Annotated in this window: 15 protein-coding genes and 2 other annotated features; all 15 genes read left to right on the forward strand. The window is 43.3% G+C overall.

Annotation, left to right across the window (positions count from 1 at the left end; translation table 11 throughout):
* The first annotated feature begins 96 nt into the window (after positions 1-96).
* The 15 genes from obgE to BI182_RS00310 all read left to right on the forward strand — a co-directional run bounded on the left by obgE (position 97) and on the right by BI182_RS00310 (position 14,948).
* Entirely contained in the window at positions 97-1,380 is a 1,284-nt protein-coding gene (obgE, locus tag BI182_RS00240) for a GTPase ObgE (protein ID WP_070371442.1), read from the forward strand.
* A 51-nt stretch (positions 1,381-1,431) separates the two neighbouring features.
* Positions 1,432-1,794, forward strand: a complete 363-nt coding sequence (locus BI182_RS00245) for a YhbY family RNA-binding protein (RefSeq protein WP_070371441.1) — start codon at positions 1,432-1,434, stop codon at positions 1,792-1,794.
* Positions 1,795-1,810: 16 nt separating this feature from the next.
* Positions 1,811-2,452, forward strand: a complete 642-nt coding sequence (nadD, locus tag BI182_RS00250; protein ID WP_286804723.1) for a nicotinate-nucleotide adenylyltransferase — start codon at positions 1,811-1,813, stop codon at positions 2,450-2,452.
* A complete protein-coding gene (yqeK, locus tag BI182_RS00255; RefSeq protein WP_070371439.1) occupies positions 2,439-3,011 on the forward strand; it encodes a bis(5'-nucleosyl)-tetraphosphatase (symmetrical) YqeK in 573 nt (190 codons plus the stop codon). Before nadD ends, yqeK begins: the two co-directional genes overlap by 14 nt.
* 35 nt (positions 3,012-3,046) lie before the next feature.
* Positions 3,047-3,391 carry a ribosome silencing factor gene (gene rsfS / locus BI182_RS00260; protein WP_084633633.1) on the forward strand — a complete coding sequence of 115 codons (345 nt, stop codon included), beginning with the start codon at positions 3,047-3,049 and terminating at the stop codon, positions 3,389-3,391.
* 128 nt (positions 3,392-3,519) lie between these two features.
* Complete coding sequence (ychF, locus tag BI182_RS00265) at positions 3,520-4,617, forward strand: redox-regulated ATPase YchF (RefSeq protein WP_286804726.1); 1,098 nt, start codon at positions 3,520-3,522, stop codon at positions 4,615-4,617.
* 194 nt (positions 4,618-4,811) lie between these two features.
* Positions 4,812-6,524 (forward strand): B12-binding domain-containing radical SAM protein, encoded by a 1,713-nt coding sequence (locus tag BI182_RS00270; RefSeq protein WP_228879863.1) that lies wholly within the window; start codon positions 4,812-4,814, stop codon positions 6,522-6,524.
* Between the two features lie 71 nt (positions 6,525-6,595).
* Positions 6,596-6,839, forward strand: a binding site (T-box leader).
* Positions 6,840-6,945: 106 nt separating this feature from the next.
* Positions 6,946-8,862 (forward strand): threonine--tRNA ligase, encoded by a 1,917-nt coding sequence (gene thrS / locus BI182_RS00275; protein WP_070371436.1) that lies wholly within the window; start codon positions 6,946-6,948, stop codon positions 8,860-8,862.
* Between the two features lie 71 nt (positions 8,863-8,933).
* Positions 8,934-9,176, forward strand: a binding site (T-box leader).
* An 89-nt stretch (positions 9,177-9,265) separates the two neighbouring features.
* Complete coding sequence (locus BI182_RS00280; protein WP_187389306.1) at positions 9,266-10,258, forward strand: ABC transporter substrate-binding protein; 993 nt, start codon at positions 9,266-9,268, stop codon at positions 10,256-10,258.
* A 101-nt stretch (positions 10,259-10,359) separates the two neighbouring features.
* Positions 10,360-11,256, forward strand: coding sequence for an ABC transporter permease (locus tag BI182_RS00285; protein WP_070371434.1), 897 nt, complete (start codon positions 10,360-10,362; stop codon positions 11,254-11,256).
* 1 nt (position 11,257) lies between these two features.
* Positions 11,258-12,052: an ABC transporter ATP-binding protein gene (locus tag BI182_RS00290; RefSeq protein WP_286804732.1), complete on the forward strand. Its 795-nt coding sequence runs from the start codon at positions 11,258-11,260 to the stop codon at positions 12,050-12,052.
* 170 nt (positions 12,053-12,222) lie between these two features.
* Positions 12,223-12,762: a translation initiation factor IF-3 gene (gene infC / locus BI182_RS00295; protein ID WP_175440945.1), complete on the forward strand. Its 540-nt coding sequence runs from the start codon at positions 12,223-12,225 to the stop codon at positions 12,760-12,762.
* A gap of 95 nt (positions 12,763-12,857) precedes the next feature.
* Positions 12,858-13,061: a 50S ribosomal protein L35 gene (gene rpmI, locus BI182_RS00300; protein ID WP_070371431.1), complete on the forward strand. Its 204-nt coding sequence runs from the start codon at positions 12,858-12,860 to the stop codon at positions 13,059-13,061.
* Positions 13,062-13,087: 26 nt separating this feature from the next.
* On the forward strand, positions 13,088-13,441 hold the full coding sequence (gene rplT / locus BI182_RS00305) for a 50S ribosomal protein L20 (protein ID WP_410171668.1): 354 nt from the start codon (positions 13,088-13,090) through the stop codon (positions 13,439-13,441).
* A 130-nt stretch (positions 13,442-13,571) separates the two neighbouring features.
* On the forward strand, positions 13,572-14,948 hold the full coding sequence (locus BI182_RS00310) for a TrkH family potassium uptake protein (RefSeq protein WP_070371429.1): 1,377 nt from the start codon (positions 13,572-13,574) through the stop codon (positions 14,946-14,948).
* Positions 14,949-14,960: the final 12 nt, after the last annotated feature.

Genomic DNA, 14,960 nt, shown 5'->3' on the forward strand with positions numbered 1-14,960 from the left:
TAATACAGCCATAAAACCTCTTATGCTCGTTTTGACAAGATAAGAGGTTTTATTTTTATGTTGTTCGGGTAAGTACCCTAAAAAAGCGAGGTAGCAATGTTTGTAGATAAAGCAGAGATTATTCTGAAGGCTGGTAATGGTGGACATGGCGGAATGAGTTTCCGGCGCGAAAAATATGTCCCCAACGGCGGTCCCGATGGCGGGAACGGAGGTCATGGCGGCAATATTGTGTTTATGGCCGATAATGGTTTTCGAACCCTGATGGAATTTAAATATAAAAGAAAACACAAGGCAGAAAATGGTGAAAACGGCACCGGCGGCCGCTCCACCGGTAAAACCGGAGAAGACCTGATCATTAAGGTTCCGGTTGGAACGATTGTTAAAGATAAGGATACCGGACGGATTATCTGCGACCTTTCCGAACACGGACAAAAATACCGGGTAGCAGAAGGCGGCCGGGGTGGTCGTGGAAATATGAATTTTGCAACAGCTACCAGACAGGCACCTCGTTTTGCTCAGGGTGGAGTAAAAGGTCAGGAACGAACTGTTATTCTTGAGCTGAAACTGCTGGCTGATGTGGGTCTGATTGGATTTCCCAATGTTGGGAAATCAACACTGCTCTCGGTAATCACCAAAGCCAAACCCAAAATTGCCAATTACCATTTTACCACCATTGTCCCTAATCTGGGGGTGGTTGAATGGCGAAATTTTGATCCCTTTGTGATTGCCGATATTCCCGGTTTGATCGAGGGCGCTCATGAAGGAACCGGACTGGGTGACCAGTTCCTCCGTCATGTGGAACGAACCAAGCTGCTGATCCATCTGTTGGACGCAGCTGGCAGTGAAGGCCGGGATCCCCTGGAAGATTTTAAAGCGATTAATTTAGAGTTGGAAAAGTATAATGAAAAACTAGCCCAGAGGGTGCAGATTGTCGCTTTGAACAAGGTTGATCTTCTCGCTGATGCTGGCGAAACAGCTGAACTCAAAGCCGAACTCGAAAAACTCGGTTACGAGGTTTTTGTAATTTCAGCAGTAACCGGCCAGGGGCTTAACGAACTGCTTAGCCGAACGATAACCTTGCTGGATGAAATCGGTGAGGTTGAACCGATTTTTGACATTGAACCAGAGACTGAATCCGTTTATACCCCTGACTTTATGGAAAAACAATTTACTGTTGAAAAACGTGATCATTTATATATTGTTAAAGGCGATTTCCTGGAGCGACTGATTACATCCGTTAACTTTGAAGATTTGGATTCAGTTGGTTTCTTCCAGCGGGTGCTAAAAGATAAAGGCGTATTTGCAGAGTTGGAAAAAATGGGCATTCAGGATGAGGATGTCGTTCAGTTGGAAGACATCGAATTTGAGTATTTTAAATAGATTTTGCCCATAATAATATGCTATAATAGCGTCGTAGAAAGTTGAGAAAAAATGTTAACAAGTAAACAAAGAAGTTATTTAAGAAAGCTGGCCATGGATATCCCTGATATCATTTTCGTTGGCAAGGAAGGCGTTACCGAGCAAGTTATTGTGCAGACTAGAGATGCCATCATTGCCCGGGAGTTAATCAAGGGAAAGGTTCAGAATAACTCCATGGAAGAAGTTGGTGACGTCGCCCGGGAATTGGCCGCTGCCACCAAAGCGGAGATTGTCTGCACCATCGGTAACAAATTTATTCTTTATAAAAAGAATTTATTAAAAACGAAAATTGAGGTTCCCACTAAAAATGCAAAACCCATCAAACGGGTTAAGAAAAAATCATTAAGCCCATCACGAAAATTCACTAATTCATAAAAAGTAAAGGTTTGAGATGAAGAAAAAAATCGGTCTTCTGGGAGGAAGTTTTAATCCCATCCATACGGGTCATCTGCTGTTGGCAGAGTCGGCTCGGGATCAATATGAGTTGGATAAGGTTTTGTTTATTCCCACTGGGAATAACCCATTTAAATTATCGCAAGATGAAATTGCCAGAGAACACCGGTTAAAAATGGTGGAACTGGCCATTGCCGGCAACGATCGTTTTGAGATATTAACCCATGAAATCGACCAGAGTGGCATCACCTATACCATTGACACGATTAATAGCATTAAAGAAATATACCCGGACTGTGATTTTTATTTTATTGCCGGGGCCGATTTAATGTTTGAGATTACCTTGTGGAAGGGTGCGCCGGAGCTACTTAAGTCGGTAAAGTTCATTACCACCTTCCGCCCGGGCTATAGCCATGATCGCCTGGATATGCGGATCAAAGAACTTCAGGAGATTTATGGGGCATCGATATTTAAGCTTTACGCCACGGAAATGGACATCGCCTCTTCCGATATCCGCTCCCGGATTAAGAATGGTTATTCCATCCGGTACCTCTTACCCGATCCGGTGGAAGCCTATATCCACGACCAGGGCCTCTATTTGCCGAATGGGACACATGGGGATCAACATGAACTGGACTGAGATCACTACAGATCTTGAAAATAAGCTGAGTCCAAAACGCTTTCGCCATACGATTAACGTGGTTGCGGCGGCTGAACAACTGGCGAGTCGTTTTGGGGTTGACCTTAATCAGGCCAGACTGGCGGCACTACTGCATGACTGTGCCAAAAATATGCCGGACGAAAAGCTTCTCGGCTATGCCAAAAAGCATCAGATTAAAGTCGACCGGGTCAGTCGCCATGATCCCCAATTACTTCATGGCCCGGTGGGTGCGGTATTGGTTGAAGAACGCTATGGAATCACCGATGTGGCGATTCAACATGCGGTGTGTTATCACACCACCGGGTGTAAGAAAATGAGCACCCTGGACAAGATTGTTTATTTGGCTGATTATATCGAAAAAGACCGATCTTTTCCTGGGGTTGAGGCCATTCGAGCGGCAGCAAAAACAGATCTTGATCAGGCTGTTATACTGGCATTATCCAATTGTATCTGCCATGTCGTAAAAATTGGTGCGCTGCTTCATAAGCATACCCTTGAAGCACGAAATGATTTGCTGATTAAAACCAGAAATCTATAAAAAAAAGTAATCAAGAAATTAAAAAAAGAAAGTGAGTGATCATTATTAATCCAGATGAATTTGCACAAAAGATTAAAGAGTGGATTGAAGCAAAAAATGGCGATGATATTGAAGTCATCGATGTTACGGAGATGACCTCCATTGCTAACTATTTTGTTATTGCCAGTGGTAGCTCTGAGCGACAGGTCAAGGCGATCGCCGAAAATATTGAGTATGAGGCCCAAAAACTGGAGATCTTTCCTAAAGGGGTTGAAGGTTTACGTGAAGCCCGCTGGATTTTGCTGGACTACTACGATGTGATTGTCCATATCTTCCATGCTGAAGAACGGGAGTTTTATAATCTCGAAAAATTATGGAAAAACACTGTTGTCAATCGATAGACGTCTGTTTACAAAAAAGCGCTGACCAAATTTGAAATGGTGGTATTTCTTGTTCCAAGGGAACGGGAAAACCCACCTTTTTAAATGTCAGGAGAAATGTTTTAGACGAAAATAAGAAAGAGGTAATAATGAAGATAGGAATCGTTGGCTTACCCAATGTTGGGAAAAGCACCATATTTAATGCATTAACCAAGGCCGGAGCAGAGTCTGCTAATTATCCATTTTGTACGATTGATCCCAATATCGGGGTTGTCACTGTACCGGACCCCCGTCTGGCGATTTTGGAAAAAATGTACAGTTCTAAAAAGGTTATTCCCACCACCATCGAATTTGTGGATATTGCTGGTCTGGTACGAGGCGCCAGCAAGGGGGAAGGGCTGGGCAACAAGTTTCTTTCACATATTCGGGAAGTTGATGCCATAGTCCATGTGGTTCGTTGTTTTGAAGATGACAACGTGGTGCATGTGGAAGGAAAAATCGATCCCATTGATGATCTGGAAACCATTAATCTGGAATTGATCTTTGCTGACATTGAAATGCTGGATCGACGGATAGAAAAAAATAAAAAGTTGGCCAAGACCAATCCTCAGGAAAAGGCAAATATTGAGGTGGCGATGCGGCTGCGGGAAATCCTAGAAGGTGGCAAAATGCCCAATGATGAGGATTTTTCTGCGGATGAATGGGAATTTATCCAAACCATTCAGCTGATTTCCATCAAGCCGGTACTGTATATCGCCAACGTTTCTGAAGATGATCTCCATGAAGATAATGATATGGTAACCCGTTTAAAAGCAACAGTGCGGGAAAACCACTCCGGCAGTCATAAAGACATCATTAAAATATCGGCTAAAATTGAAGAAGAAATCGCCCAGTTTGACGAAGTCGAAAAGACGGAGTTTTTATCTGATATGGGTTTGGACGAATCAGGCCTGGATCAGGTTATTCGCTCTGGCTATAAACTGCTGGGGCTGATTACTTTTTTAACCGCTGGCCCCCAGGAAATTCGGGCCTGGACAGTTACCGAAGGTACGAAGGCACCCCAGGCTGCCGGAAAAATACACAGCGATATTGAGCGGGGTTTTATTCGAGCTGAAATCACCAGTTTCGATCAGCTGGTTGAAGCCGGTTCGGAAGTAAAAGCCAAAGAAAGTGGCGTGACCCGAGTAGAAGGTAAAGAGTATGTCATGAAAGATGGCGACGTAACTTTTTTCCGCTTTAATGTATAACAAATATCGTTTGATTTATTTAATTGCGGTGAGCGTTGCTGCCATTTACGCTGGATAATTACTATCCAGGGCAAACGGTACTGTCTGCTTCTATTCATCTAAGCAGAGTATTAAGAGGTGTAAAAACTCGGCAGCAAAGAATTTTTTTATTAACTTATTCCCAGACTTAAATCCCTGAAGACCTGGAGGTTACCGTGAAAGATCTTGTCCTAGTCGCTATTAATGCCAAATATATCCATACGAATTTGGGGGTGCGTTCTTTAAAAGCGCAGCTGCCGAATTTTGATGTCGAAATTGTAGAAATGTCAATTAATGATCCCTTTCATCGGATTGTTAAGTTGCTTCTGGATCAAAATACCAGACGAATTGGTTTCTCCTGCTATATCTGGAATATGGAGATGGTAGTTAAGCTGGCAGAAGTCATTAAAAAAGCGAAACCCCAGGTTGAGATTATTTTTGGCGGCCCCGAGGTTAGTTTTGATGGAGTGGCGCTGCTAAAGGCTTATCTTTTTTGTGACCGGATTATACAGGGCGAAGGGGAAGCCAAACTAAAAGCGCTACTGGAGTCTGGTAATTATCACGAAGGCCTCAAAAAAATTCCGGGACTTTGTTATCGCAGTTCAGCGGGGCAGGTTGTCGAAAATCCTGATACTGAAGCGGTACCCCTAAGTCAATTGGTGTTTCCTTATAGTAATGTGGATATGGCAAGCCTTAAGCATAAGATCATTTACTACGAAACCATGCGGGGCTGTCCGTTTTGTTGTTCCTATTGTTTGTCTTCGGCTAAGCAAGGGTTAAATTTGCTGGGACTGGATCGGGTCTTTGCAGAATTGGATTTCTTTATTGCGGTGGGGGTCAAGCAGGTCAAACTGGTGGATCGCACCTTTAACTGCGACGTCGGTCGGGCCAAAAGGATATTTGCCCATCTGATTAAGCGTGGCGGGCCAACAAATTTTCACTTTGAAATGACCGGCGACTTGATTGATGACGAGATGATTAATTTACTTAAGACGGCCCCGTCGGGATTGATTCAATTTGAAATTGGCGTCCAGAGTACGGCTCCGGAAACCCTGGCTGCCATTGGCCGAAAAATCAGTGTGACCCGAACCGGTGACCATGTAAAAAAACTGCTAATGCCACAGAATATCCACATTCATCTGGATCTGATTGCCGGCTTACCTTTTGAGAACTACGATAGTTTCAAGGAATCCTTTAATCATGTGATCGCTCTTGCCCCAGATATGCTGCAGGTGGGCTTTCTTAAATGTTTAAAAGGTACCCGGATTCGCAGCGAGGCGCTAATTCATCAGTATCAGTATGCCAGCTTTCCGCCCTATGAAATTATTTCAAATAAGTATATTAGCGCGGAAGAGCTTTATCAATTACGTCAAATTGAAGTATTAGTCGATCGGTACTACAATAGTGGCGACTTTAAACAAAGCATGAACTATATTTTTGCGGACAAGATTTTTCTTACGCCCTTTGATTTTTTTGAAGCGTTTTCCTGTCATTGGGAAGATCAGGGCTATTATGATGTGGGCAAATCAAAGGAACAACTCTTTGCTATTTTGCACGAATTTTTCAGGGATCACAAAAAGGTCGATCAGATTGGCGAGTGTCTTCGATACGATTGGCTCACCCAGGGAAATTTCAGAATGCCAATGGGTATGTGTGATCAGACTCCAGATAAAGAATGGATCTTTGAGTTTTTAAAAGAGCCGCAGAATATTGAGAAATATCTGTCTGATTTTATTGATCAGGCACCTAAAAAGATTTATACTCAGGTCAAGTTTCAATATTTTTCAGCAGCCTTTATTAGCAGCCTCTCCGGAGCGCCGTTATCAACAGCAGAGCAAACGGGATTAGTGGTCTTTTCAGCAACGGGATCGCACATTGTTGTTGAATAAAATATTAAATTTTCTGAAAAGTATTGATTCCCGGCTAGATAAAGGTTATACTGATAGACAATAAAAATAAAAAAAAGACGCTGATAAGGACGAGTAAGTTATCCCGATGTTTCAGAGAGTAGGCAACCTGGCTGTAATTGCTTATACAACAGATAATTGAAAACCACCTTGGAGTCGAAGCCTGAAATAATTTGAAATGTTACCTTGGGTACTTTCAATATAGTAAGGTTTTACGGTGCTGACCGTTATTCAGAACTTAAGTGGATTCATGAAAATGAATCAAATTGGGTGGAACCGCGTTGAGACGTCCCTTTGTTTGACAAAGGGGCTTTTTTGTTTTTTAATTTAAAATGGTTTTATCAGTCGGATCGTTAAGATTCCCTGAATGCTCAAAATAAACGCCAAAACAAAGGAGAATAAAATGATTACTATTACGTTAAAAGACGGATCCATAAAGACTTATGAACCCGGAATTACAGTGCTTGAAGTGGCCAATGATATTAGTCCGGGATTAGCTAAAAATACCCTGGCTGGAGAACTAAACGGTGAGGTTGTTGATATCCGCCAGGTCATTAATGAAGACGCCACCCTTAATCTGCTGAAATTTGAAGATGAGGGCGGTAAGCACGCCTTTTGGCATACTGGTTCCCATCTTCTGGCCCAGGCGGTTAAACGGCTTTATCCTCAAGCTAAACTGGCCATTGGCCCGGCGATTGAGAACGGTTTTTACTATGATATTGATGTGGATGTGATTATCACCCCGGAAATCATGGAAAAAATTGAAAAGGAAATGGGCAAGATCGTTAAGGAAGGCTTGGAAATCAACCGTTACGAGTTAAGCCGTAATGAGGCGCTGGCTAAAGTTAATGCTGAAGGCGAAATTTACAAAGCCGAGCTGATCGAAAACCTCCCGGAAGATGCCATTATCAGCTTCTATTCACAGGGGGAATTCTCGGATCTGTGTGCTGGCCCCCATATTCAAAACCTCAGTGGGATTAAGGCCATTAAACTGCTCAGTCTGGCTGGTGCCTACTGGCGGGGAGATGAAAAAAATAAAATGCTACAGCGGATCTATGGAATCAGCTTCCCTAAAAAAAGTGAACTGGAAGCCTACTTAACCCGGTTGGAAGAAGCCAAAAAACGGGATCACCGTAAGTTGGGAAAAGAGCTGGATCTTTTCTCGCTTCAGGAAGAAGGCCCGGGCTTCCCATTTTTCCACCCCAAGGGGATGATTATCCGCAACGAACTGGAGAATTTCTGGCGACAGGAACATCAGTTGCGGGGCTATCAGGAAATTAAAACGCCCATCATTTTAAATGCCGATCTGTGGAAACGTTCCGGCCATTGGGATCATTATCAGGAAAACATGTATTTTACTGAAATAGATGACGCCTCCTATGCGGTAAAACCAATGAATTGCCCCGGCGGCATGCTGGTCTATAAACGCAAAGGCCATTCTTATCGGGATCTGCCCTTAAAGATGGCCGAACTGGGTCTGGTTCACCGCCACGAACTACATGGGGCGCTTCATGGCTTGATGCGGGTGCGAAACTTTACTCAGGATGATGCCCATATCTTTATGACACCCGAACAAATCGAAGCCGAAGTCATCAAGGTGATTGATCTGGCTGATGATGTTTACCGGGTGTTTGGTTTTAACTATAAGGTCGAATTATCAACCAAGCCGGAAAAAGCCATTGGTTCCGATGAAGTCTGGGAAATCGCTACCGATGCTTTAAGAAACGCATTGGAAAAGAAAGAAATCAACTATCGCTTAAACCCTGGCGATGGGGCTTTCTATGGCCCTAAAATTGACTTCCATCTGGAAGACAGCCTCGGCCGAACCTGGCAATGTGGTACCATCCAGCTGGATTTTCAGATGCCGGAACGTTTTGATTTAAACTACATTGGCTCTGACGGCGAAAAACACCGTCCGGTTATTGTCCATCGTACCATTCTCGGCAGTATCGAGCGGTTCTTTGGTATTCTGATTGAGCATTTTGCCGGGAAGTTCCCGCTCTGGCTGGCGCCGGTACAGGTAATGATTATTCCGGTTGCTGATGCCCATCATGATTTTGCCAAAGGCATTGCTGACCAACTGACCGCCATTGGCGTTCGGGCCTCGGTGGATGGCCGGGATGAAAAGTTGGGTTACCGAATCCGGGAAGCACAGATGCAAAAAGTGCCTTATATGCTGGTGGTTGGTGACAAGGAAGCTGAAGGTGGTGACCTGGCGCTGCGAATCCGGGATACTGGGGATGCTGGTCTGATCAGTCTGGCGGATCTCAAAGAAAAGCTGATTGAAAAAATCAAAACAAAGTCATTAACCTTAGACTAATCCAGGAATAATATGGGTCGAATTTGCAATAATGGTTGACAAATTCGACCCATATCAATATAATAAAAAACAATAAAGTGATGACCAGGAACGAGTAATAACAGGATGATCTTTACAGAGAGCTTTCGGTAGGTGCGAGGAAGCAAGACGTCGTTATGAATACATCCTGAGAGCTGCTCACCGAAAGGCATTGCCCGATAGGCTGAGCCGGATACCAACCGTTACCGTGGTTAAGTGACTTTAGGTTGCTTTCAGAGTGTGATGCATGCGCATCAAAGGCAAGGTGGTACCGCGAATTTGTGTTCGTCCCTGTTAGACAGAGACGAATTTTTTTTGTGTAAAAAGCGAACAATTCAGCCTGAAAAGGTTTGATTGAATAAAAATGAAAATGGAGGAAAAGAAAATGAAAAAACACGGTAAAAAATTAATGGCTGTGCTGGCTGTTGCTGCTGTGGTCGCATTAGGCGCTGGCTGTTCAAGCACGGCGACAAAAAATGACAGCAAGAGTGCCACCATCGGGATTGTTCAATACGTTGACCACGTAGCCCTTGATGCAGCCCGGGAAGGCTTTGTGACTGCCCTGGCTGACAATGGTTATACGGATGGGGATAAGATCACCCTGGATGTTCAAAATGCCCAGGGCGATCAAAGTAATCTGTCAACCATCAGTGATCGTTTTGTCAGCAACAAGGTTGATATGGTTCTGGCCATTGCCACACCGGCAGCTCAGGCCATCGCTGGTAAAACGACTGAAATCCCGATTCTGGGAACGGCCATCACTGATTATGAAGCGGCTCGTCTGGTGTCTTCAAACGAAGCACCCGGTGGAAATGTCAGTGGTACCACCGACATGAATCCGATTAAAGAACAAATTGATCTGCTGGTAAAACTGGTACCCACCGCTAAAACTGTTGGTGTCCTGTATACATCCAGTGAAGATAATTCAGTCATCCAGGCAAAAATTGCCAAAGAAGCCATTGAAAAACTTGGCCTGAAATATGTCGAAGTAACGGTTACTAACTCCAATGACGTGCAACAGGCAACTCAATCGATCGTCAGCCAATGCGATGCCATCTACATTCCGACTGACAATGTTTTCGCCTCAGCTATGCCTCAGGTTCAAAGCATTACTTCACAGTCAAAAACTCCAGTCATTTGTGGTGAAGCCGGAATGGTGGAATCCGGTGGACTGGCGACCTTGGGAATTTCCTACTCAGATCTAGGTTACCAGACTGGTTTAATGGCTGTTAAAATTCTAAAGGGTGAAGCTGAACCGGCAACCATGCCGATTGAATCAGCAACAAAGTTTGAATATGCCATTAATGGTGCCGTCGCACAGGAAATTGGCTTAACGATTCCTGCGGATCTTCAGCAATACGTGATTACCGCAAAATAAGTAACTTAAATAGAAACGATTTAGCAAGCAGTAATGAGTACATTGCTGCTTGCTAAAATTATTAATCAACATAATCAATAGATAAGAAGTGAGGCAGAATAATGTTTGAGATACTATTAGGTGCAATATCGCTGGGCCTGCTCTGGGCGATCATGACGATTGGCGTTTATATCACCTACCGAATACTCGATATTGCTGATTTAACAGTCGAAGGCAGTATTGCCATGGGAGCTGCGATCGCAGCTTTTTCAATTTTTAACGGGATGAATCCGTTCATCGCAACCTGTTTGGCCTTTGTCGGCGGGATGCTGGCCGGACTGGTCACGGGGATTTTGCATACCAAACTTAAAATACCCGCCTTGCTGGCCGGTATTTTAACGATGATTGCACTTTATTCGGTTAATCTCCGGATTATGGGCAAAGCCAACCTGTCGCTGCTGCGGATTGACACCGTTTTTACTCCGCTTGAGAACCTGGGATTAAGCCCAACCAATGCAGTCATGCTTTTTGGATTTATCAGTGTGATGGCAATTGTTGGTCTTTTATACTGGTTTTTTGGAACCGAAATCGGTTGCGCCATCCGGGCTACCGGGAACAATCCGCAAATGGCCAGAGCTCAGGGTATTAATACCAATAATATGATTATTCTGGGCCTGGTGATCAGTAATGGACTGGTTGCTCTTTCGGGTTCGTTAATAGCCCAGAGCCAGAGCTTTGCGGACATCCAAATGGGGATTGGCTCCATTGTTATCGGGTTAGCCTCGGTTATCATTGGCGAAGTTATTTTTGGCACCCGAAATTTTTTCAATTGCCTGATTTCACTCGTCCTTGGTGCCATTACCTATCGGATTATCATCGCCCTGGTATTAAAAATGGGGATGCCAGCCAACGACTTAAAACTCTTTACCGCCATTACTGTGGCCATTGCGCTGTCACTGCCGGTCTTTAAAAGCTATCTTCGTCCCATTAAAAAATCGATGAATGGAGGCGATCTCTAAAATGCTAATAATCAATGAAATTGAAAAAAAATTTAACGCTGGCACGGTCAACGAAAAAGTGGCCCTCCGCAATTTTAGTCTATCCCTGGCCGAGGGTGATTTTGTCACGGTTATTGGTGGTAACGGTGCTGGCAAGTCGACTTTTCTTAACTGTGTGGCGGGAGTCTTTGGTGTTGACAAGGGTTCGATTCTGATAGACGGACAAGATGTTACCAAGCTGCCTGAACATAAACGCTCTGCCGTTATCGGCCGGGTTTTTCAGGATCCGATGATGGGTACTGCCGGTAATATGGGGATTGAAGAAAACCTTGCCCTGGCCTACCGTCGCGGTAAGACCCGGTCACTTAGCTGGGGCATCAGAAATAAGGAACGTGAAATTTATAAAGAGTACCTGAGCCATCTGGATCTGGGGCTTGAGAATCGTCTTCATGCTAAGGTTGGTCTGCTCTCTGGTGGACAGCGGCAGGCCTTGACCCTACTGATGGCAACTCTGAAAAAACCTAAACTGCTATTGCTGGATGAACATACAGCGGCATTGGATCCCAAAACGGCTGATAAGGTTCTAAAACTCAGTGACCGTTTTGTCCACGAAGGGAATCTGACCACCCTGATGGTCACCCATAATATGCGCCACGCCATTGAGCATGGGAATCGCTTGATTATGATGCATGAAGGCCACGTAATTTTAGATATCAGTGGTGAAGAAAAACAGAGTCTCACAGTTGAAGATCTACTAAAACGCTTTGGCCAGGTCAGTGGCGAAGAGTTTGCCAACGACCGGGCTTTACTTTCATAAAAAAAACTTGACAATCGATCTGAATAAGCATATAATAGCTGAGTAACAAAGTAGAGGAACACACACTTCTCACCTCATTTCTCAGGGAAATAGGTAAATATGAATGAACGCATAATCATTGTTCGTAAGTATTTTTTTGCAGGTGGAGTAACTCTACCTGCAATTTTTTTATATGGAGGTATATTACTATTAGCAAAGATGTTCAACACGAAATTAATAACGAGATCCGTGATCGCGAAATCCGTGTAATTGACGAAACTGGAGAAATGCTTGGTGTCATGAATACCAGAGAAGCTCAAGCATTAGCCGATGAAAAAAATTTGGATCTAGTGAAAGTTTCACCAAACGCAAAACCGCCGGTTTGTAAGATTCTTGACTACGGTAAGTTTAGATACGAAGAAATTCAACGATTAAAAGAAGCCAAAAAAAATCAAAAAGCTGTGGTTATTAAAGAAATTCGTATGTCGGTTCGAGTTGAAGAGCATGATATTAATGTTAAAATTAAAAATTGCATCAAGTTTTTAGAGCAAGGCAGTCGAGTTAAGGTGGCGATCCGTTTCCGAGGCCGTGAAATGGCTTACACCGAACAGGGAAAAGAAGTATTACTGGATTTTGCTGAGCGGGTTGCTGATCTGGCGGTAGTCGAAAAAGCACCAAAAATTGAAGGCCGAAACATGGTTATGTATTTAGCCCCCAAAAAAGATAAGTAATTCACACTGTTAATTGACTATCTGATTGTGAAACTTTCGTTTCTCAGATATAGTTTTTTATAAATGAAACCTTGTACAGGGAGGAGGAAATAGTTATGCCAAAAATGAAAACCCACCGTGGTGCTGCAAAGCGTTTTAAAATAAAAAAATCAGGTTATATTAAACGTTCAAGAGCGTTCAAACGTCATATTCTTAACAAAAAGAGCAGCAAGCGAAAAAGAAATTTAAGAAAAGCAACTGGTTTAGCTCCTGGCGATGCTAAAGTAGTAATGAAAATGATCAAAATCGTAAAAAGATAATATTTGAAGATAGGAGGAAATAGATAATGCGAATTAAAAAAGGCGTTAATGCCAAAAAGAAACATAAAAAAGTACTAAAACTTGCAAAAGGCTATTATGGTGCTAAAAGTAAGTTATATCGATCAGCGAATGAAGCCGTTATGCGAGCACTCAGATCTTCATATGTTGGCCGTAAAGAAAAGAAACGAAACTTCCGAAGATTATGGATCACCCGAATCAATGCCGGTGCCAGAATACATGGTTTAAGCTACAGCAAATTCATGTTTGGTTTAAAACAGGCAGGTGTTGAAATCGACCGTAAAATCTTAGCAGATCTGGCAATGAATGACAGTAATGCTTTTAAAGACTTAGTTGAAGTATCAAAGAAGAACATGAACTAATCGTAATGAAAAACTTCTCAACGGATTATCCATGCTTGAGAAGTTTTTTTTATGGATATTATTCTTGCTTTTTTATTGTGTCGTGTTAGAATAGGTATGGTTATTAAATATTTAAGGCAGGAATCGAATCATGGCAGAAAAAATACGCTGGAACTTTAAAAAATTTGCGGGACAACGTTCCCCGGCAGAAATGCTGATTTATGGATTTGCACTGGTGATCCTACTGGGAGCCATTTTGTTGACCTTGCCGATGGCCAGCGCATCAGGAACCAGCGGTGGTTTTATTAATGCGTTATTTACGGCTACCTCAGCAGTATGCGTAACGGGGCTTGTGGTTGTGGACACCGGCACCTTTTGGTCGGTATTTGGGAAAGTCGTTATTATTTTACTGATACAGATCGGTGGCCTGGGCTTCATGTCATTGACGACAATGTTTTTTGTACTGGCGGGAAAACGGATTACGATCAAGGATCGTCTGCTGATTCAATCCTCAGTGAACATGGATTCACTTTCCGGAGTAGTTAAATTCACCAAGTACATTTTCTTTTCATCGCTGATCATTGAAACAGTTGGGGCATTATTGTTGGCCCTGGTTTTTATTCCGGAATATGGATTTTTGCGGGGCACTGCCTTCAGCTTTTTTCATTCGATTTCTGCCTTTTGTAATGCTGGTTTTGATCTATTTGGGAATTACTCCAGCCTGACAAAATATGTCGGTAATTTTATTGTCAATTTTGTGATTGGCGGGCTGATTATTCTGGGGGGGCTGGGATTTGCCGTTACCAGTGATATCATTAACATTCGAAAATTTGAAAAAATGACTATGCATGCCAAACTGGCCCTGACAGTCACCGGTGTTCTTTTGATTATTGGTTTTGTGCTTTTTTTTGTTTTTGAATACAATAATCCGATGACGATGGGAAAGCTTTCTTTTCCCGAAAAACTACTGGCCGCCGCTTTCCAGTCGATCACACCAAGAACTGCTGGTTATAATACCATTGACATTGCCGCTTTAACAACACCATCATTGTTTTTAACCATGCTGTTTATGTTTATCGGAGCTTCACCGGGGTCCACCGGTGGCGGCGTTAAAACCACCACCTTTGCGATTATTATGATGACGGTTGTCTCCGTTCTTCATGGTCGAAAAGATGTGGTGGCCTTTAAGCGTAGCATCATGGGCCCGGCAATCCGTCGGTCCATTTCGGTGATTGTCATTGCATTGGGTATTGTCATCTTTATGATTTTTGTGTTATTATGTACTGAACCTGAAGCTTCTTTTGAAACGGTGGTTTTTGAAGTTCTTTCAGCATTTGGTACGGTTGGCTTAACAACCGGTTTAACCCCTCATTTATCAACAGCGGGGAAAATAGCCATCAGTTTGACCATGTTTGTTGGCCGGCTGGGTCCGTTAACGGTAGCCTATGCGATTTCACGCAGTGAAAAGCGAGCCCGAGAAAACGTGGGAAATTTCAAATTGCCGGAAGGCAACATTATGATTGGCTAGAGGAGGAGTATT

Source organism: Acetobacterium sp. MES1 (genome assembly GCF_002237635.1).
GTDB lineage: Bacteria > Bacillota > Clostridia > Eubacteriales > Eubacteriaceae > Acetobacterium > Acetobacterium wieringae.